The 19,089-nt window shown below is 70.9% G+C and carries 17 protein-coding genes; 9 read left to right on the top strand and 8 right to left on the bottom strand.

Annotated elements, in window-relative coordinates; genetic code table 11:
• Positions 1–3: 3 nt before the first annotated feature.
• Positions 4–1,989 (top strand): N-6 DNA methylase, encoded by a 1,986-nt coding sequence (locus AB0412_RS05705; RefSeq protein ID WP_366401194.1) that lies wholly within the window; start codon positions 4–6, stop codon positions 1,987–1,989.
• A 661-nt stretch (positions 1,990–2,650) separates the two neighbouring features.
• Positions 2,651–3,871, top strand: coding sequence for a metallophosphoesterase (locus AB0412_RS05700; RefSeq protein ID WP_366401193.1), 1,221 nt, complete (start codon positions 2,651–2,653; stop codon positions 3,869–3,871).
• A gap of 120 nt (positions 3,872–3,991) precedes the next feature.
• Here the strand turns inward: AB0412_RS05700 and AB0412_RS05695 are convergent, their stop codons facing one another.
• Genes AB0412_RS05695 through AB0412_RS05660 form a run of 8 tightly spaced genes read right to left on the bottom strand, consistent with a single transcriptional unit; the run spans position 3,992 to position 10,648 of the window.
• Entirely contained in the window at positions 3,992–4,810 is an 819-nt protein-coding gene (locus tag AB0412_RS05695) for an alpha/beta fold hydrolase (protein ID WP_366401192.1), read from the bottom strand.
• Positions 4,811–4,827: 17 nt separating this feature from the next.
• The gene (locus AB0412_RS05690) at positions 4,828–6,033 is read right to left on the bottom strand and encodes a thiolase family protein (protein ID WP_366401502.1); all 1,206 of its coding nucleotides are present in this window, start codon (positions 6,031–6,033) and stop codon (positions 4,828–4,830) included.
• 2 nt (positions 6,034–6,035) lie between these two features.
• Positions 6,036–6,683, bottom strand: coding sequence for a CoA transferase subunit B (locus tag AB0412_RS05685; RefSeq protein WP_366401191.1), 648 nt, complete (start codon positions 6,681–6,683; stop codon positions 6,036–6,038).
• Positions 6,683–7,438 carry a CoA transferase subunit A gene (locus AB0412_RS05680; RefSeq protein ID WP_366401190.1) on the bottom strand — a complete coding sequence of 252 codons (756 nt, stop codon included), beginning with the start codon at positions 7,436–7,438 and terminating at the stop codon, positions 6,683–6,685. The genes AB0412_RS05685 and AB0412_RS05680 overlap by 1 nt, the downstream gene beginning before the upstream one ends.
• On the bottom strand, positions 7,438–7,734 hold the full coding sequence (catC, locus tag AB0412_RS05675; protein WP_366401189.1) for a muconolactone Delta-isomerase: 297 nt from the start codon (positions 7,732–7,734) through the stop codon (positions 7,438–7,440). Before catC ends, AB0412_RS05680 begins: the two co-directional genes overlap by 1 nt.
• Before the next feature lie 6 nt (positions 7,735–7,740).
• Complete coding sequence (catA, locus tag AB0412_RS05670; RefSeq protein WP_366401188.1) at positions 7,741–8,595, bottom strand: catechol 1,2-dioxygenase; 855 nt, start codon at positions 8,593–8,595, stop codon at positions 7,741–7,743.
• Between the two features lie 44 nt (positions 8,596–8,639).
• A complete protein-coding gene (locus tag AB0412_RS05665; protein ID WP_366401187.1) occupies positions 8,640–9,743 on the bottom strand; it encodes an enolase C-terminal domain-like protein in 1,104 nt (367 codons plus the stop codon).
• A complete protein-coding gene (locus tag AB0412_RS05660; protein WP_366401186.1) occupies positions 9,740–10,648 on the bottom strand; it encodes a LysR substrate-binding domain-containing protein in 909 nt (302 codons plus the stop codon). Before AB0412_RS05660 ends, AB0412_RS05665 begins: the two co-directional genes overlap by 4 nt.
• 239 nt (positions 10,649–10,887) lie before the next feature.
• Here AB0412_RS05660 and benA point away from each other — a divergent pair, with 239 nt between their 5' ends.
• The 7 genes from benA to AB0412_RS05625 all read left to right on the top strand — a co-directional run bounded on the left by benA (position 10,888) and on the right by AB0412_RS05625 (position 19,078).
• Entirely contained in the window at positions 10,888–12,234 is a 1,347-nt protein-coding gene (benA, locus tag AB0412_RS05655; RefSeq protein WP_366401185.1) for a benzoate 1,2-dioxygenase large subunit, read from the top strand.
• The gene (gene benB / locus AB0412_RS05650; protein WP_366401184.1) at positions 12,231–12,737 is read left to right on the top strand and encodes a benzoate 1,2-dioxygenase small subunit; all 507 of its coding nucleotides are present in this window, start codon (positions 12,231–12,233) and stop codon (positions 12,735–12,737) included. Before benA ends, benB begins: the two co-directional genes overlap by 4 nt.
• Before the next feature lie 13 nt (positions 12,738–12,750).
• Complete coding sequence (gene benC / locus AB0412_RS05645) at positions 12,751–13,782, top strand: benzoate 1,2-dioxygenase electron transfer component BenC (protein ID WP_366401183.1); 1,032 nt, start codon at positions 12,751–12,753, stop codon at positions 13,780–13,782.
• Positions 13,779–14,564, top strand: a complete 786-nt coding sequence (benD, locus tag AB0412_RS05640) for a benzoate diol dehydrogenase BenD (RefSeq protein ID WP_366401182.1) — start codon at positions 13,779–13,781, stop codon at positions 14,562–14,564. The genes benC and benD overlap by 4 nt, the downstream gene beginning before the upstream one ends.
• Before the next feature lie 246 nt (positions 14,565–14,810).
• Complete coding sequence (locus AB0412_RS05635; RefSeq protein WP_366401181.1) at positions 14,811–17,630, top strand: AAA family ATPase; 2,820 nt, start codon at positions 14,811–14,813, stop codon at positions 17,628–17,630.
• A gap of 83 nt (positions 17,631–17,713) precedes the next feature.
• Positions 17,714–17,884 (top strand): 50S ribosomal protein L32, encoded by a 171-nt coding sequence (gene rpmF / locus AB0412_RS05630; RefSeq protein ID WP_027733907.1) that lies wholly within the window; start codon positions 17,714–17,716, stop codon positions 17,882–17,884.
• Between the two features lie 6 nt (positions 17,885–17,890).
• Entirely contained in the window at positions 17,891–19,078 is a 1,188-nt protein-coding gene (locus AB0412_RS05625) for a GTP-binding protein (RefSeq protein ID WP_366401180.1), read from the top strand.
• The last annotated feature ends 11 nt before the right edge of the window (positions 19,079–19,089 follow it).

The following is a 19,089-nucleotide window of genomic DNA, read 5'->3' as shown; positions in this document are numbered from 1 at the left end:
TCGATGAGTAGCCCGGACGTCGTACCCGTCAGCCTTGCCGAGATCGCCCGGATCGCCGGCGTCGGGCGAGCCGCGGTGAGCAACTGGCGGCGCCGCCACGACTCCTTCCCCACCCGGATCGGGGGCACCGACGTCAGCCCGCAGTTCTCGCTCGCAGAGGTCGAACAGTGGTTGCGAGACAACGGCAAGCTCAACGACATCGGGCGCAAGGAGCTCCTCTGGCCACGTTTCGAGGTACTCGGCAGCCGGAACGAGTCGGGTCTGGCCGTGGCCGAGGCCGCCCGCCGGATGCGTTCCCCCAGGGCCCGGGTCGCGCATCCCGAACTGTCCGCGCAGGCTCGTGACCTGGTGGCCGAGGCGGCGAGGCTGGGGCGGGAGGAGGGACCGCGCGAGACCTTCGAGTTCTTGCTGCAACGATGGCTGGAAACCCATGTCCGGCAGCTCAGTACCACGCCACCGCCACTCGCCGCACTGATGATCCGGATCGCTCTCGCAGTCCGTCTCGGCTCCCAGGACGGAGGACTGACATTCCTCGATCCGGCCTGTGGCACGGGGCACCTGGCCGCTGCAGCCGCGCAGGAGTACGACGGTACGGGGCTCGAACTGCTCGCGTGCGAGCGGGACAAGGCGCTGGCCGCGTTGGCGTCCGCCCGGCTCGACTTCGTCGCGGAGGACCGTGACATCCGTACGCGGATCACCGTGGCCGACGCATTGCGGGAGGACCCCTTCGGCGGCACGCGAGTCGACATCGCGGTGTGCAACCCGCCCTTCAACGAACGGGATTGGGGATACGAGGAGCTCGCCACCGACCAGCGCTGGACCCATGGGCTGCCGCCGCGGACCGAGCCCGAGCTGGCCTGGGTGCAGCACCTCCTCGCCCACCTCAAGCCCGGCGGTGCCGCCGTGGTCGTTCTTCCCCCGGCGGTCGCGTCACGCAAGGCGGGCCGCCGCATTCGTGGCTCCCTGCTGCGAACCGGGGCGCTTCGGGCGGTCGTGTCCCTGCCCCCGGGCAGCGCGCAGCCGCACAGCGTGTCCCTGCAGTTGTGGATCCTCAGAGCGGCGGCGGACAGCCCGACCGCCGCTCCCCCGAGCCAGGATGCCCTTCTGGTGGACGCCACACGCTTCGCACGGCCGGGAACGCGCGAGCCGAGCCCGGACTGGGATGCTCTCGGCTCGTTCGTCCTCACCGCGCTGGCGACCCTCGACCATCCCGACAAGGAATCACCGGGAGGAGCCGTTCGCGTACCCCTTCTCGACCTCCTGGACGACGAGGTGGATGTCACCCCGGGCCGCTATACCGCCTCCATGTCGGAGCCCCGCCCGAAGGAACTCGCCGCGAGGTGGGGTGAGTTCGGGTCGCTGCTGACCGATCTGGCCGATCAGGCGCGGCATCTGTCCGTTCTCGAGGTCGAGGCCGGCAACCAGCAGGCCATGACGACCCTCGGAGACCTGGTCAAGGCGGGCGCCCTGACGCTGCGCGCCGGCCAACAGCCCCCGGAAGCGACGGCACCGACCCGTGGGGCCACCGTGCCGCTCCTCACCATCGCCGACCTCCTGCACGACGGCAGGCCGGGCCAGGTCCTGTCCACCGACTCGGCGCACGCCATCGCCGAGGAGGGTGACGTCGTGGTCGCCGGAGTGATCCGGGCCTTCCAAGCCTGGGTCCACCAAGGGCCGCCGATGGCCGTCGGTCCGCAGCTCTACGTCCTGCGGGTGGACTCCGAGAAGCTGGACGCCCACTTCCTCGCTGGTTGTCTGCGCGCGCCGGCCAACGGGCGCCAGGCAGGCACCCACGCCTCCAGCTCGTCCCGGGTCGACATCCGGCGTCTCCAGGTGCTCCAGCTTCCCCTGGAGAAGCAGGTGGCGTATGCCGAGACGTTCCGCCGCCTCAAAGCCTTCGAGACACTGCTCACCATGGCTGACGGTCTGGGTAAGGGGCTGGCGGGCGACATGAACGACCATGTGGCAGCAGGAGGGCTGACCACCTGACGTGCCCGCGGTGTCCAGCCGCCGAACAATGCTGCAGCGCATCCCAGACTTGCTTTGTGTTCCACCTCCCGAGGTCCGGGCCGCCATGCCCCTCTTCCCATGCAAGGGTCAGCACACACCCTGATGAGTCTGATCAGTTCCGCGCCGTTCCGCAGGCAGCCCCCCGCACTTGGGCGATCCGATCGCCGCCCGCGCGGTCCTCGGCGTCGGCGGGGCGACCCTCCACAGGCGAGCTGTCGAGCCGAGTGTCAAACCTTCCGAGCAGGACGCCGGGCGGCGCTGGTTCTGCCATGGGTGCAGGTCAGCAAGCCGGAGACCGTGCGGCCCCATGCTGACGCATTGCTGGCCCAAGTCCGATGATCAGGGATCTGACCTGGGGAATCACCCAAACGCTAGATCTCGGACTTGAACATGGTGCGCAGCATGTCGAACTCCTGGAGGACGGCTCCCTGCCTGCTTTGGGCAGGTCAAGGGCGGTATCACTGTACAACCGGCACGCGCCTGGCCCGAAGAGTGTGAGGAACGTCGCTTCGCTGCGGAGCGACGCTGACGCAACGCTGACTTGTGTGACGGCTGCCAGGAGCCTGGAACGCCGGTCCGGCCGGCCCCAAGTCCACCGGATACAGTGCGCGAGACGGCAGCCCGGTCAGGGAGGGGAAGCGTGACCGACACCAGCAGCACCCGGCCCGCCGAGGGTGAAGCGCAAGCGCCGCGGCCGAGCCGACTGCACCGCCTGATGCGCTACATCCCTCTGATCGCCCCCGTCCTGCTGTGGGCCGTGCCGTGCTGGGTGCTCCTGTACACGGGCCAGCACTGGCCGCTGCCCGTCACGCTGACCTGCACCGCGCTGTTCGCCCTCGGCCTCGCCGGTATGCCGCTCGCGATGGTGCGCGGCCACGGTCGGCGCCAGCAGGACCGGGCGGCGATCGTCGGTGACACCCTGCTGGGCACCAGCTGGGTCCTGTTCACCTGGTCCGTTCTGCTCGGCGTGTTCCTGCGGCTCGCCCTGACCGTGGCCGGCGTCGGCGAGAGCCAGGACCGGGCCCGGATCGTCACCTGGGCCGTCCTCGGTGTCACCGCCGTACTGCTCGGCTGGGGATACGCCGAGGCTCGCCGCGTGCCACGCGTGCGCCGACTCGACGTGCAACTGCCGCGGCTGGGCGCCGGGTTGGACGGCCTGCGTGTCGTTCTCATCACCGACACCCACTACGGCCCGCTCGATCGCGCCCGCTGGTCGGCGCGAGTGTGCGAGACCGTGAACACCCTGGAAGCCGACCTGGTGTGCCACACCGGGGACATCGCGGACGGCACGGCCGAACGCCGCCGCGCCCAGGCCGCCCCGCTCGCGACCGTGCGGGCCACCCGGGCCCGTGTCTACGTCACCGGCAACCACGAGTACTACAGCGAGGCCCAGGGCTGGGTCGACCTGATGGACGAGCTGGGCTGGGAGCCGCTGCGCAACCGCCATCTGCTGCTCGAACGCGGCGGCGACACCCTCGTGGTCGCCGGCGTGGACGACGTCACCGCCGAGTCCTCCGGCCTGACAGGCCACCGCGCCCACCTCGCCGGCGCCCTGAAGGGCGCCGACCCCGACCTGCCCGTCCTGCTCCTGGCGCACCAGCCCAAGTTCGTCGACCGGGCGGCAGCCGAGGGTATCGACCTCCAGCTCTCCGGCCACACCCACGGCGGCCAGATCTGGCCCTTCCACCACCTGGTCCGCCTCGACCAGCCCGCCCTCGCCGGCCTCAGCCGCCACGGCACCCGCACCCTCCTCTACACCAGCCGCGGCACCGGCTTCTGGGGCCCGCCGTTCCGCGTCTTCGCCCCCAGCGAGATCACCCTGCTCGTGCTCCGCAGCCCGCACCTGCCCGCCTCGTCGTAACCCCGGCCGCCCCGCACATCCGCATCCACCCGTCTGCTGGCGGGAGCCGGACGCCGGCCAGGGGTCCTGCTGCCGAGCCGTCCGAGGAGGAACGCCACGGGTACGGAGACCAGGCCGGGGTCAACCGGTCCGGGGGACCCTCGGACGTTGTTTCTCCTGGGCCGCGGACAGGTGTGCCGTGAGGGTGTCCCGCAGGGTTGCGGGGCGCTCGGCGGCGAGGTGGCCGCAGGCCATGGTGCTGAGTACGGCGTGCGGGATGCCGTCGGCCAGTTCCCGCGCGTGCTCCAGAGGTGTGGCTGTGTCGAGGGTGCCGCCGACGACGAGAGCGGGGGCGCTGATCGCCGAGAGTTCGGGGCGCAGGTCGTAGCCGGCCAGGGCGTCGCAGCAGGCCGCGTATCCGGCGGGGTCGGTGCCGGCGAGGTCGCCGAGCAGTCTGCGCCCGAGGGCGGTACCGGCCATGTCGGCCGTGGCGAACCACCGGCCCGGGCTGGTCTCCAGCAGCGGAGCCGTGCCCTCGCTCCGCACCAGGCCGGCCCGCTCGTGCCAGGGGTCCGCGGGACCGAAGTGCGCCGAGGAGCAGACCAGGGCCAGGGAGGCGACCCGGTCCGGGCTGCGGGCGGCGAGGTGGGCCCCGATGGCTCCGCCCAGGGAGATGCCCGCGTAGTGGAACCGGTCCCAGCCATGGTGGTCGGCGAGGGCGAGCACCAGCGACGCGAGGTGTGCGACCGTCGTCCGGCCGGGGGCGGGGTCGGGCAGGACGGCGGAGGGGGAACCGCCGTGTCCGGGCAGGTCGAAGCGCAGGACCCGGAAGCGGCGGGTCAGGGAGGGCAGCTGCGGTTCCCAGACCGCCGTGGAGGTGCCCAGGGACGGGCCGAGCACCACGGGCGGCGCGTCCGCAGGTCCGGTGACGTGGTGGTGCAGCAGAGGGGGTGCGGGCACGGCGGCTCCTGAAGGGTTCACTGGCGTTCCAGGACGAGGGCGAGGCCCTGTCCGACGCCGACGCAGAGGGTCGCGACGCCGACGCCGGAGCCCTTGCGGGCCAGCTGGTGCGCGACGGTGCCGGCCAGACGCGCGCCGGAGGCGCCGAGCGGGTGTCCGAGGGCGATGGCGCCGCCCTGGGGGTTGAGGATCGCCGGGTCGAACTCGGGCCACTCGGCCACACAGCCCAGCACCTGGGCGGCGAACGCCTCGTTCAGCTCCAGCACCGACAGGTCGTCGAATCCCTTGCCCGCTTTGGCGAGCGCGCGGTTGACCGCCTCCACGGGCCCGAGCCCGAAGTAGTGCGGGTCGATCGCCGAGACCCCGGATGCGCGGACGCGGGCGAGGGGCGCGCGGCCGGTGGCCTTCAGGCCCTCCTCGTCGACCAGCAGCAACGCCGCGGCCCCGTCGTTCAGCGGGGACGCGTTGCCCGCGGTGACCGTGCCGTTCTCCTTGCGGAAGGACGGCTTCAGCTCGGCCATGGCGGCCAGTGAGGCGTCCGGACGCACACACTCGTCCGCGCCGAAGACGACCGGATCGCCCTTGCGCCGCGGAATGGTCACCGGCGTCAGTTCGGCGTCGAAGAGCCCGGCCTGCTGCGCCTTCGCCGCCTTCTGGTGCGAGGCGAGCGCGAACTCGTCCTGCTGCTCCCGGCTGATCTTGTGCTTCTCGGCGATCAGCTCGGCCGACTCGCCCAGCGGCACGGTCCACTGCGGGTCCATCCTCGGGTTGACCATGCGCCAGCCCAGGGTGGTCGAGTACAGCTCGGTGTGCCCGGCAGGGAAGGCCCGGTCGCTCTTGGGCAGCACGTACGGGGCGCGGGTCATCGACTCGACGCCGCCGGCCACGGCGACGGAGGCGTCCCCGGCCGCGACGGCGCGGGCCGCCTGGATCACCGCCTCCAGGCCGGAGGCGCACAGCCGGTTGACGGTCACGCCGGGCACGGTGGTGGGCAGGCCCGCCAGCAGGACGGCCATCCGGGCGACATCACGGTTCTCCTCACCCGCGCCGTTGGCGTTGCCGAAGTACACGTCGTCGATCCGCGCCGGGTCCAGCTCCGGGGTACGGCCGAGGAGTTCGCGGATCACGTGGGCGGCCAGGTCGTCCGGGCGCACGCCGGCGAGGCTTCCGTCGTAGCGGCCGAACGGCGTGCGGACCGCGTCGACGATGTAGACGTCCCGCAGTGTCATGACGAGATCTCCTCGGTGATGCGGACCTTCGCGTCGGTCCTGGCCAGGATGTCGTCGGCGCTCACGCCGGGCGCGGTCTCGACGAGGACGAGCCCGTTGTCGGTGACGTCGAGGACACCGAGGTCGGTGATGATCCGGTTCACGCACGCCCGGCCGGTCAGCGGCAGCGTGCACTCGGTGAGGATCTTGGGCGAGCCGTCCTTGGCGGTGTGGGTCATCACCACGATGACCGTGCGTGCCCCGTGGACCAGGTCCATCGCACCGCCGATCCCGGTGACCAGCTTTCCCGGGACAGCCCAGTTCGCCAGGTCGCCGGTGGCCGACACCTGCATGGCGCCCAGGACGGCGACGTCGATGTGCCCGCCCCGGATCATCGAGAACGACAGCGCCGAGTCGAAGAAGGAGGCACCGGGCAGGACGGTGACGGTCTCCTTGCCGGCGTTGATCAGGTCCGGGTCGACCTGGTCCTCGGTCGGGTACGGACCGGTGCCGAGGATGCCGTTCTCCGACTCCAGGACCACTTCGACGCCGGGCGGGAGGTGGTTCGGGATCAGCGTGGGAAGCCCGATGCCGAGGTTGACGTACTGCCCGTCCTCCAGCTCGCGGGCGGCACGGGCGGCCATCTGCTCGCGTGTCCAGGCCATCAGCCGCTCACCGTCCGCTGCTCGATCTTCTTGTCCGCCGCCTGCTCGGCGGTGAGGGCGACCACGCGCTGCACGAAGATCCCCGGCAGGTGCACGGCGTCCGGCTCGATCTCGCCGGGTTCCACGAGCTCCTCGACCTCGGCGATCGTGATCCGGCCGGCCATGGCGGCAAGCGGGTTGAAGTTCCGGGAGGACTTGTTGAACACGAGATTCCCGTGCCGGTCGCCCCGCCGGGCCCGCACCAGCGCGAAATCGGTGCGGATGCCGCGCTCCAGCACGTACTCGGTGCCGTCGAACTCCCGGACCTCCTTCGGGGGCGATGCGAGCGCAACGCCACCGGTGCCGTCGTAACGCCACGGCAGCCCGCCCTCGGCGACCTGCGTACCCACACCGGCCGGGGTGAAGAAGGCCGGGATGCCCGCGCCCCCGGCACGCAGCCGCTCGGCGAGCGTGCCCTGCGGGATCAGCTCGACTTCCAGCTCCCCGGCCAGGTACTGCCGGGCGAACTCCTTGTTGGCGCCGATGTACGAGCCGGTCACCCGGGCGATCCGGCCGGCCGCCAGCAGCACCGCGAGGCCGGAGTCCATCGCCCCGCAGTTGTTCGACACCACCGACAGGCCGCCCACACCCCGCTCGTACAGGGCCTGGATCAGCACGTTCGGCACACCGCTGAGTCCGAAGCCGCCGACGGCGAGCGACGCACCCTCGGGCACGTCGGCCACCGCCTCGGCGGCTGTCGCGATCACCTTGTCCATCACGCCTGGACCTCACGGGCCGCCAGGTCGGACGGGTGCTGGGCCAGCGGGGTGACCTCGATCGTCATGTAGGGGAACAGCGGCAGCTGCCACAGGATCCGGTGCAGCGCCTCGTTGTCGGCGACGTCGAAGACGCTGATGTTGGCGTACTGGCCGACACAGCGCCAGATGTGCACCCACTCACCGGACTTCTGCAGCTCCTGGCAGTAGGCCTTCTCCCGGGCCAGCAGATCCGCGCGGACCCCGGGGTCGAGGTCCCGCGGAAGGTCGACATCCATGCGCACCGCGAAGAGCACCGTGCATCACGCCTTGTCGAGGACGAAGTCGTACGTGACCTCACGGCCGTCGCCGCTCGCGGCGGGACCGGGGTCGAGGATCAGCTCGGGCTTCACGGCGGAGGCGATGTCGTCGGAGACATGGCTGCCGCCCTTGAAGTACAGCTGGGTGGTGATGAGCCGGTGGCCGGGTGCCGACACCTTCAGGTGCAGGTGGGCCGGGCGCCAGGCGTGCCAGCCGGCCGCGGCGATCAGCTTGCCGCACGAGCCGTCGGTGGGGATCTGGTACGGGGCCGGCTCGATGGTGTGGATCCAGAAGTGTCCGGTGTCGTCGGCGACGACCGTGCCCCTCAGGTTCCACTCCGGCAGGTTCGGTGCGAACTGCGAGTAGAGGCCGTCGCTGTCGGCGTGCCACATCTCGACCTTCGTACCGGCCAGCGGGGTGCCGTCGACGCTGGTCACCTGCCCCTGGAACAGCAGGGGCGTGCCCTTCTCGTCCTCGCGCATGGGGAGGGTCGCCTCGGCGGGCAGGACCGGGGAGCCCGGAACGTAGTAGGGCCCCTCGATGGTGCCCTTGCTGCCCTCGCGGTTCTCGTTCGCGACCTCCTCGACCACGTGCTCCAGCCACACGTCGAGGAAGAGCGGCCACTCACCGTCCTCGCCGACCTGGATGAGCCAGGACTTCAGGACGTCGTACTCGGCGTACGTCACCTTGTGGCGGCGGATGATGTCGTGGGCGGCGGTGAGGAGTTCGGTGACGAGGGTGTCGACGCGCTTGGTGTCGGCGTCGATCCCCGCCGAGCGCTGCTTGCTGCGGAACTGCTCGGTGGCGGCGGCTCCGGAGGCGGCCGCGGTGGCCTGTTCGAGCGTGGTGTCGGTCATGATGATCCCGTCCCTTGAATCGGATGTGCCTGCGGTCAGGTGGGTCAGCGGTCCTGGCGGTAACGCGCCAGCTTCTCCGGGTCGATGTCGATGCCGAGGCCGGCGCCCTCGCGGATGCGCAGGGTGCCGTTCTCGATGGTCAGCGGCTCGGTGAGAAGGTCGTCGGTCATGTCGAGGAAGTTGGACAGCTCGCCCGCGTACCGTGCGGACGTGCGGTGGGCGGCGCCGAAGGCGACCGAGCACAAGGTGCCGATCTGGCCGTCGATCTGATTGCCCATCACCACCTCGACGCCCAGCCCCTCGCACTCGTGCAGCACCCGCTGGGAGGCGGTGAAGCCGGTGCGGGCGGTCTTGATGCTGATGGCGGTGGCGGAACCGCCCAGCAGCTCACGGGTGACGTCGGCGGCCCTGGTCGCGCTCTCGTCGGCGATGAAGGGAATGGGGCTCTGCGCGACCAGCCAGCGCCGGCCCAGCACGTCGTCGGCGGGGCAGAGCTCCTCGGCGAACGTCAGGCCGAGGTCGGCCGTCTCCCGCAGGACGCGGGCGGACTCGGCGGCGGTCCACCCCCGGTTGCCGTCGATGTACAGCTCGACGTCCGGGCCCAGGGCCTCGCGCAGCGCCCGGCATGCCTCGACGTCCTGTGTGCAGGGGCGGCGGCCGACCTTCACCTTGAAGGTGGTGATGCCGTACGTGTCCCGGATGCGCTGCGCCTCGGCGACCATCGCCTCGGTGGGCGCGAACCCGACCATGTGGCTGACCCGCATGCGGTCCGTGTAGCCGCCGAGGAGGCCGGAGACCGGCATGCCGGCGGCCTGGCCGAGGATGTCCCACAGCGCCATGTCGATCGCCGCCTTGGCGGTCGGGTTGCCGACGGTGCGGTCCAGCCGCTCGTGGACGGCTTCCCGCTCCAGAGCGGTCAGCCCCAGGAGCTGGGGCGCGAAGATCTTGTCGATCACCGCGACGATGGACTCCTGGGTCTCGCCGTAGGTGTACGGCCGCGGGGGCGCCTCGGCGGTGCCGGTCAGGCCCTCGTCGGTGTGGATCCGGACCAGGACGTGGTCGGCGGTGTGCACCTCGCCGCTCGCGAACCTCAGCGGCTTGGCGTACGGAATGGCGAAGGGGATGGCCTCCACCTTGACGATCTTCATGCCGCTCCCTCGGGCTCGTCGGTGAACATGTGGTTCTGCTCCAGCACCGTGAGCAGGCTCCGCAGCAGCGGCGATGTGTCGTCCTCGCGCCAGGCCAGGTCGAGGCGTACGGTCAGCGCGTCCTCGATGTCCTTGCACACCACGCCCTCGCGCGGCGCGGCACGGATCGAGTCCGGGAGGACCGCGACGCCGAGTCCGGCGGCGACCAGCGCGAGTGCGGCGGAGGTCTCGGTGACCTCGTAGGCGCGGTGCGGGTAGAAGCCGGAGGCCAGGCAGCTGCGGACCACGGCGTCGTACACGACGGAGCCCGACGTGGCGCCGTACAGGACGAAGTCCTCGTGCCGCAGCTGCTCGACGCGGACCACGTCCGCCTCGGCGAGCCGGTGCCGCTCGGGCACGGCGACGACCAGGGGCTCGGTGGCGACGGTGCGGTGGGCGATGCCGTCCTGGCGGACGGGCGGGCGCAGCAGGCCGACGTCGAGGCGGCGCTCGATCAGCCCCGTTTCCTGGGCGGGCGTGAGCATCTCGGTGTGCACCTCCAGCATCACTTGGGGCATCGCGCGCTTCATCAGCCGCGCGAGTGCGGGCAGTTGGCGGTACGAGGCCGCGCCCGTCAGGCCGATCCTGAGCACCCCTTCCGCCCCCGCGGCGAAGCGTGCGACCCGGGCGACCGCCTCGTCGACGGCCGTGAGGATGCGCTCCGCGTCGGTGCGGAACACCTCGCCGGCGCCGGTGAGGGCGACCTGGCGGGTGGTGCGGGTGAACAGTTCCACGCCCAGTTCCGATTCCAGGCGGCGAATCGCCTGGGAAAGCGGCGGCTGGGCCATGTGCAGGTTTTCCGCGGCCTTTCCGAAATGACGTGTCTCGGCGACGGCGACGAAATACCGAAGGTGCCTGAGTTCCATGCCGGGCTGCCCCTTTTCGTGTTTCGGGGCCCTCGAACAGAGCCCAGCGTAGAGAGCGGATCCCATACCGCACAAATACCTGGTCGCAGCTTATTGAGACGGTGGCGATATCAATACCCCCCTGGGTCAAACCTGGGGGAATGTCCGGGGCCGACTCTTCACCGCGCTGTCATGGTGCTGAAAAGCAATGGCAACGAGGCCGCCGCGTGCGGCCTGCGTCGAGGCGAAGGGACGGGATCATGGCGGAGGACTTCAGCCGGGCGCGGACCATCCTCGAAGACGCCCTCGTGGAAGACCCCGAGAACGGTGTGTACCGGGTACGGCGGAACATCTTCACCGACGAGGAAATCTTCGAACTGGAGATGAAGCACATCTTCGAGGGGAACTGGGTCTATCTCGCCCACGAGAGCCAGATCCCCGAGGTGGGCGACTATTTCACGACGTACATCGGCCGCCAGCCCGTGGTGATCTCCCGCGACAAGCAGGGTGAGCTGCACTGCCTGATCAACGCGTGCAGCCACCGCGGCGCGATGGTGTGCCGCAGGAAGACCGACAACCGCACCACCTTCACGTGCCCGTTCCACGGATGGACGTTCAGCAACAGCGGCAGGCTCCTGAAGGTGAAGGACCCGCGCGAAGCCGGCTACCCGGAGCAGTTCGACACCGACGGCTCCCACGACCTGAAGAAGGTCGCCCGCTTCGAGAGCTACCGCGGCTTCCTCTTCGGCAGCCTCAATCCGGACGTCAAGCCGCTGCGCGAGCACCTCGGCGACGCCGCGGTCGTGATCGACATGATCGTCGACCAGTCCCCGGACGGCCTGGAGGTGCTGCGGGGCTCCTCGACGTACTACTACGACGGCAACTGGAAGCTCCAGGCGGAGAACGGCGCCGACGGCTATCACGTCTCTGCCACCCACTGGAACTACGCCGCCACCCAGTCCCGCCGCACCTCCGGCGAGTCCAAGAACGACACGAAGACGATGGACGCGGGCGGCTGGTCCAAGCAGCAGGGCGGCTTCTACTCCTTCGACCACGGCCACCTGCTGCTGTGGACCAAGTGGCTCGACCCCGCCAACCGCCCGCTGTACGGCAAGCGCGACGAGCTGGCCGAGCGGGTCGGGGCGGAGAAGGCCGACTGGATGATCGGTGTCTCGCGCAATCTGTGCCTGTACCCGAACGTCTACCTGATGGACCAGTTCAGCTCGCAGATCCGCCACTTCCGGCCCGTCTCCGTCGACCGGACCGAGGTCACCATCTACTGCGTCGCCCCCAAGGGCGAGCCGGCCGAGGACCGTGCCCGCCGCATCCGGCAGTACGAGGACTTCTTCAACGCCACCGGCATGGCCACCCCGGACGACCTGGAGGAGTTCCGCTCCTGCCAGAAGACCTACCTGGCCGAGTCCATGCCGTGGAACGACCTCAGCCGCGGCGCCGTGCACCGGATCGACGGCCCGGACGAGGACGCCAAGAAGATCGGCATCAACCCGATCGCCAGCGGTGTGCGCACCGAGGACGAGGGGCTGTACCCCATCCAGCACGCCTACTGGCTCGACACCCTGCGCAAGGCCCTGGAGGTGGCCAAGTGACCACGGCATCCGAAGAGATCACCCTGGAGGGGATCCGCCAGTTCCTCTACCGCGAGGCCCGGTACCTCGACGACCGCGAGTTCGAGAAGTGGCTGGAGTGCTACCACCCGGACGCCGAGTTCTGGATGCCCGCCTGGGCGGACGACGACGAACTCACCCGCGACCCGCAGAGCGAGATCTCACTCGTCTACTACCCGACCCGGGCCGGCCTCGAGGACCGCGTCTTCCGCATCCGCACCGACCGCTCCAGCGCGACGAGCCTGCCCGAGCCGCGCACCGGTCACAACATCACCGACGTCGAGATCACCGGCCGCGACGGCGACCTGGTTGACGTGCGGTTCAACTGGTTCACGCTCTACTACCGCTACCAGACGACCGACACGTACTTCGGCACCTCCTTCTACCGGCTCGACCTCTCCGGCCCGCAGCCGCTGATCACGAGCAAGAAGGTCGTCCTGAAGAACGACTACGTGCACCACGTGGTCGACGTCTACCACGTCTGAAATGAGCTCCCGTATGTCCTTCCACGTTGCCCTGAACTTCGAGGACGGCATCACCCGCTTCGTCGAGTGCCGCCCGGACGAGACCGTCGCCGAAGCCTCCTACAAGGCCCGCATCAACATCCCCCTCGACTGCCGCGACGGCGCCTGCGGGACCTGCAAGTCGCTGTGCGAGTCCGGCAGTTACGACGGCGGCGACTACATCGAGGAGGCGCTGTCCGACGACGAGGCCGCGGCCGGCTACTGCCTGCCCTGCCAGATGACCCCGCAGAGCGACCTCGTGCTGCGCATCCCGTCCTCCTCCCTCGCCGCGAAGACGGGAGCCGCGACCCACACCGCCACGGTCGTCGACATCAAGCACGACTCCGCGACCACCGTCGAGTTCACCCTCGACGTCGACGACCGGGAGGCACTGGACTTCCTTCCGGGCCAGTACGTCAACATCGCCGTGCCGGGCACCGATCAGTCCCGCTCGTACTCCTTCAGCTCCGGCCCGAACCAGCGGCAGGTCTCCTTCCTGGTGCGGATCGTGCCGGGCGGGGCGATGTCCGGCTACCTCACCGAGCGCGCCCGGACCGGCGACCGCCTGGAGTTCACCGGCCCGATGGGCAGCTTCTACCTGCGCGAACTCACCCGCCCCAGCCTGCTGCTGGCCGGCGGAACCGGTCTGGCGCCCCTGCTGTCGATGCTGGAGCGGATGACCCAGCAGCCGCCCGCCCATCCGGTCCACCTGCTCTACGGCGTCACCACCGACCAGGACCTCGTCCACCTGGACACCCTGGAGGACTACGCGGAGGTCGTCCCCGGCCTCACCTTCGACCACTGCGTCGCCGACCCGTCCAGCACCGCCCGCAACAAGGGGTTCGTGACCGGGCTCATGGACGCCGGCACCCTCCACGAGGGCGACGTGGACGTCTACCTGTGCGGCCCGCCCGCCATGGTCGAGGCCGTACGCGGCCACATCACCTCCCTCGGCGTGACCCCGGCGAGCTTCCACTACGAGAAGTTCACCCCGGCCGCAGCGCGGGCGACGGCGGAGGCGGCATGAGCGCGACCATCGTCCACGCGGACCGCTTCGCCGGGAAGAAGGTGGTGGTCACCGGCGCTGCCCAGGGCATCGGCCTCGCGGTCGCCCGCCGCCTGTCCGCCGAGTCTGCCGAGCTGACCCTCGTCGACCGGTCCGAGCTGGTGCACGAGGCCGCCGCGGGACTGGGCGCGCACTCCGTCACCGCCGACCTCGAGTCCTACACGGAGGCGGAGGCGGCCACGGCGTCCGCCCTGGAGCACCACGGCCGGATCGACGTCCTGGTCAACAACGTCGGCGGGGCGATCAACTTCAAGCCGTTCACCGAGTTCACCGCCGAGGAGATCCAGGCGGAGATCACCCGCTCGCTGCTGACGACGCTGTGGTCCTGCCGCGCGGTGCTGCCGTCGATGACGCGGCAGGAGCACGGGGTGATCGTCAACGTGTCCTCGTGCGCGACCCGCGGCATCCACCGCATCCCGTACTCGGCGGCCAAGGGCGGCATCAACGCCCTCACCGCGTCCCTCGCCTTCGAGTGCGCGGACGCCGGGATCCGCGTGGTCGCGACGGCTCCAGGCGGCACCGAGGCACCCCCGCGCCGGATCTCCCGGGGCACCCCGGCACCGCGGACGGCGCGGGAGAAGGAATGGTTCCAGGCCCACATCGACCAGACGCTCGCCTCCTCCCTGCTCAAGCGGTACGGCACGCTCGAGGAGCAGGCGGCGGCGATCTGTTTCCTCGCCTCAGACGAGGCGTCCTACATCACCGGCACGGTGCTCCCCGTGGCCGGAGGCGACCTCGGCTGACCTCCGCTCCCGTCCCCGCCTGCTGTCCCCGCCTTGTCGATGCAGATCTCCTCACACAGCGCCGCCCGGCCTCCCCCCTTCACGCCACTCCACGGCCGGGCAGCGGAGCAACCCCCGTCCGCTCAGACCGATCCGGCGTCCCCGACGCGGCCACCCTGTGCCTGCTCCCGCTCGGCCTGTCGCTCGGCGTTCTGCCGGCCTTCGCCCCCGGGGCCCCGACCGTCGGCGGTGCTAGCGTGCTGGCACATGAGTGACCGTCCTGAGCTGCAGCGAAGCCTGATCGGGCGGGCCGGTGAGATCGCCGCGCTGTCCCGCTCGATCGGTTCCGCGTGCGCGGGGCATCCCGCGCTGGTGCTGGTCGAGGGACCGGCCGGCATCGGCAAGACGGCCCTGGTGGATACGGCCCTGGAGGCGCAGCGTCTCCGCTCCGAGGAGCCCGCGCTCCACGTGCTGCGGGTCACCGGCGTCTCGTGGGAGTCGGACCTGCCGCTCGGCGTGGCCGACCAACTCGTCCGCCTCGGCGCCCACGGCGGCGGAAACGCCCCCGGCGCCGCCCTGCCCGAGCCGACCGCACCGGACGCCGTGCTCGACACCTCCCGGATCCTGCACCGCCAGTGGGCGGCGGCGCAGGCGGCCGCACCGCTGGCCGTGATCGTCGAGGACGCCCAGTGGGCCGACGCGGAGAGCCTGCGTGCCATCCGGTCGGCGGTGCGCCGGATGTCGGACGAGCGGGTGCTGGTCCTGTTGGTGGCGCGGGACGAACCGTACGAGCTGTACGACACGCGCGGCACGTCCGAGGAGCTGCCACTGCCGGCGCTCCGCACCCTGGAGTTCCTCGACGCCTGCCGGGACGTCTCCGTGAGTCCCGGGCCCCTCACCGCCGAGGATGTCCGGACCATCGCGCGCGAGGTCCACGGCCTCACCCTGGATCTGCCGGCGGCCCGCCATCTGTGCCGCCACACGCTGGGCAACCCCGGGCACGTCACGCAGCTTCTCCGTGAGCTGCCCCGCGAGACCTGGCACGACTGGCGGCCCGAACTGCCCGCGCCGGCCCGCTATGCGGCGGCCGTCCGCCACCGGCTCGACCGGTGCGGTGATGCCGCCCGCCGTCTGGTGGAGGCGTGCTCCGTCCTGGGCGACGACGCCTCACTCGCTGAAGCCTCGGAACTGGCCGGCGTCGGCGAATCGCTGCCCGCGGTCGACGAGGCACGGAGAGCGGGGCTGCTCACCGCAACCGTCGACCCAGGACGCACCAAACTGTCGTTCACCCATCCCCTGGTCCGGGCCGCCGTCCTCACCGGTGTCCCGCTCGCCCGCCGCGCCGAGTTGCACCACCGCGCCGCCGAGGTCACCACGGACCGCGGCAGCCGGCTGGCCCACCGGGTGGCCGCCGCCGGGACGGGGGACGACGCGCTCGCCGACGAACTCGAGGCGTACGCCGCCGAACGGGCCTCGGCCGGTGAGTGGTCCGCCGTGGCCGATGTCCTGGTGCGGGCCGGCCGTCTGAGCACCGGACGAGCCACACGCGAGGACCGGCTGCTTCGTGCCGTCGACGCGATGATCGGTGCCGGCGACGTGCCGCAGGCCACCGCGTTCGCGCCGGAACTGGAGAGCTTCCCCGCGGACATCCTGCGGGACGTGGTCCTCGGTTATCTGGCCATCATGCGCGGCCGTCCGGCCGAGGCCGACACCTTCCTGGCCCAGGCATGGGAGCGCTGCGACCCGGAGCGCCACGCCGACCTGATGGCCCGGATCTGCCAGCGGCGCGTCCTGCACGCGCTCGGCCGGTTCGACGGACACGACCTCGTCCACTGGGCGCGCCGTGCCATCGAGCTGGCGGACCCGGACCACCCCTCGGCCGTCGAGTCGGAAGCCGTACTCGGCCTCGGCCTGGCCATGACGGGCCGACCCGACGAAGCCCTGGTCGCCTACGAGGCTGCCGCGTCCAAGCTTCCCGGCGGCGCCCAGCCCCAGCGCTTCCAGCTGGGCCGCGGCTGGGTCGACCTCGCGCACGACGCGCCGGAAGCCGCCCGCCGGAGACTGGAGGCGGCCGTACCGGCCGTCTACCGGATGGGCTCGACGCGTATCTCCCTGTGGGCCCAGGCGTGGCTGGCGCGTACCCAGTTCGCGCTCGGGTCCTGGCCGGACGCTCTGGAGACCGTGCAGCGAGCCGCCGTCCGCCTCACGGAGGTCCGCATCGAGCTGGTGCGCCCGCTGGTGCACTGGACCGGCGCCCAGCTCCACGCCCTGCGGGGCGACTGGGACGCGGCCGAGGACCATGTGAGCCAGGCCGTCGCCGCCCCGCACCACTACGAGGTCATGCTGATCCCGTCCTGCCTGGCCCGCGCCCAGGTCGCCGAGGCCCGGGGCGACTACGAACGCGTGGTGGAAGCCCTGTCACCGGTCGTCCACCTGCCGCAGCGGCGGTCGATCGACGAACCCGGTTACTGGCCCTGGCCCGACGTGTACGCCAACGCCCTCGTAATGACCGGCCGCCTCGACGAGGCCGACGCCTTCCTCGCCCCGCACGAGGACCTGGCCGCCCGTCGCGCCCGCCGTTCCGCCATGGCCCGCCTCGGCATCGCCCGCGGCCGGCTCACCGCCGCCCAGGGCGACATCGACGGCGCACGCCGGGTATTCGAGCAGGCCCTCACCCACCTCGAACGCCTGCCCCTCGCCTACGACCGCGCGGGGGTCAACTTCGCCTACGGACAGACCTTGCGCCGCGCCGGCAAGCGCCGCGACGCCGACACCGTCCTGAGGAACGCGCGCGACACCTACGCCGCGCTGGGCGCCCGCACCTACGTCGAGCGCTGCGACCGCGAACTCAAGGCGGGCGGCCTGCACGCCGCCCGCCTCACCCCTGGGATCTCCCGGCTCACCCCGCAGGAACAAGCCGTCGCCCGCCTGGTGGCGGACGGCGCGACCAACCAGCAGGCAGCCGTGGAGCTGTTCATCTCCGTCAAGACCGTCCAGTACCACCTCACCAACATCTACTCCAAGCTCGGCATCCGCTCACGCAGCGAACTGGCGGCCCGTTTCCGGGAGACAGCGACACAAGGCTGAGGGGCTCGGCCGCGATCGTAATGACATCCATTTTCATGTACAGTCTGGCTCCGGTTCCCGCACGCTTCACACCGGAGGTCCCCATGGCCGTGCCCAAGCGCAAGATGTCGCGCAGCAACACCCGTCACCGTCGCGCGCAGTGGAAGGCGGTCACGCCGCAGTTGGTCACCGTCACGGTGGACGGGGTGCCGTACCGCGTCCCCCAGCGGCTGGCCAAGGCGTACGAGCGTGGCCTGCTCCGGCCCGAGGGCTGACCCCGCATGACCCACGCCCCCTCTGCGCGCCTGCCCGTCACCGTTCTGTCGGGGTTCCTCGGAGCCGGCAAGACCACTCTGCTCAACCATGTCCTCCGAAACCGTGAGGGCTTGCGCGTCGCCGTCATCGTCAACGACATGAGCGAGATCAACATCGACGCCGCCCTGGTGCGCGGCGGCGAGGCAGCCCTGTCGCGCACCGAGGAACGCCTGGTCGAGATGACCAACGGGTGCATCTGCTGCACCCTGCGCGACGATCTGCTGGTGGAGGTGGACCGGCTGGCGCGCGAGGGACGTTTCGACTACCTCCTCATCGAGTCCTCCGGGATCTCGGAGCCCATGCCGGTGGCCGCCACGTTCGCCTTCACCCGCGACGACGGCGCCGCCCTCGGCGAACTGGCGCGCCTGGACACGATGGTCACGGTCGTGGACGCCGCCGACTTCCTGCCCGAGCTGGCCGGCGGTGACGAACTGGTCGAACGGGGTCTGGATCAGTACGAGGACGACGAACGCACGGTCAGCGACCTGCTGATGGACCAGATCGAGTTCGCCGATGTCATCGTCCTCAACAAGCTCGACCTCGTCGACGCCGCGTCCGCCGACCGGCTGCGGGCCACCCTCTCCCGGCTCAACCCCGCCGCCCGCGTGGTTCCGGCGGTACGGGGCCGCGTCCCGGTCGGCGAGGTCCTCGGTACCGGCCTCTTCGATCTGGAGCGGGCGCAGCAGGCTCCTGGCTGGGTCAGGGAACTCAACGGCGACCACGTCCCCGAGACCGAGGAGTACGGCATCTCCTCGACCGTCTTCCGGTCCGCAACGCCCTTCCACCCGGGGCGGCTGTGGACGTTCGTGACGGAGTCGCTCGACAGCGGTGCCCACGGACAGGTGCTCAGGTCCAAGGGCTTCTTCACGCTCGCCAGTCGCCCTCGGGTGACGGGGCTGTGGTCCCAGGCCGGCTCGGTAGCACGCTTCGAGCCGTCTTTCGCGCGTGACGCCGACAGTCCGTACGCCCAGGAACTCGTGTTCATCGGCACCCAGCTGAACGCCGTGTCCTTGGGAGCGGCCCTGGCCGACTGCCTCATGCGGGAGGACGAGCGGCTTCCCCGCTCCGACCCCTTCCCCGCCTGGGACACCTACGGCTTCGACGAGGTCTGCGCGCACGAGCACGAGCCCCTCACCGCCACGACGGGGCCGTGATCCAGCACAGC

This window comes from Streptomyces sp. NPDC052012 (genome assembly GCF_040689265.1).
Classification (GTDB): Bacteria; Actinomycetota; Actinomycetes; order Streptomycetales; family Streptomycetaceae; genus Streptomyces.
Note: the sequence above shows the minus strand (reverse complement) of the source record. Positions and strands in the feature narration are given on the sequence as shown.

Bases quoted from the DNA above. Each gene is read 5' to 3' on its own strand.
- AB0412_RS05625 (WP_366401180.1), top strand. From the start codon at position 17,891: ATGACCCACGCCCCCTCTGCGCGCCTGCCCGTCACCGTTCTGTCGGGG.
- rpmF (WP_027733907.1), top strand. From the start codon at position 17,714: ATGGCCGTGCCCAAGCGCAAGATGTCGCGCAGCAACACCCGTCACCGT.
- AB0412_RS05660 (WP_366401186.1), bottom strand. From the start codon at position 10,648: ATGGAACTCAGGCACCTTCGGTATTTCGTCGCCGTCGCCGAGACACGT.
- AB0412_RS05680 (WP_366401190.1), bottom strand. From the start codon at position 7,438: ATGGACAAGGTGATCGCGACAGCCGCCGAGGCGGTGGCCGACGTGCCC.
- AB0412_RS05665 (WP_366401187.1), bottom strand. From the start codon at position 9,743: ATGAAGATCGTCAAGGTGGAGGCCATCCCCTTCGCCATTCCGTACGCC.
- benA (WP_366401185.1), top strand. From the start codon at position 10,888: ATGGCGGAGGACTTCAGCCGGGCGCGGACCATCCTCGAAGACGCCCTC.
- benD (WP_366401182.1), top strand. From the start codon at position 13,779: ATGAGCGCGACCATCGTCCACGCGGACCGCTTCGCCGGGAAGAAGGTG.
- catA (WP_366401188.1), bottom strand. From the start codon at position 8,595: ATGACCGACACCACGCTCGAACAGGCCACCGCGGCCGCCTCCGGAGCC.
- AB0412_RS05685 (WP_366401191.1), bottom strand. From the start codon at position 6,683: ATGGCCTGGACACGCGAGCAGATGGCCGCCCGTGCCGCCCGCGAGCTG.
- AB0412_RS05635 (WP_366401181.1), top strand. From the start codon at position 14,811: ATGAGTGACCGTCCTGAGCTGCAGCGAAGCCTGATCGGGCGGGCCGGT.
- AB0412_RS05705 (WP_366401194.1), top strand. From the start codon at position 4: ATGAGTAGCCCGGACGTCGTACCCGTCAGCCTTGCCGAGATCGCCCGG.
- benC (WP_366401183.1), top strand. From the start codon at position 12,751: ATGTCCTTCCACGTTGCCCTGAACTTCGAGGACGGCATCACCCGCTTC.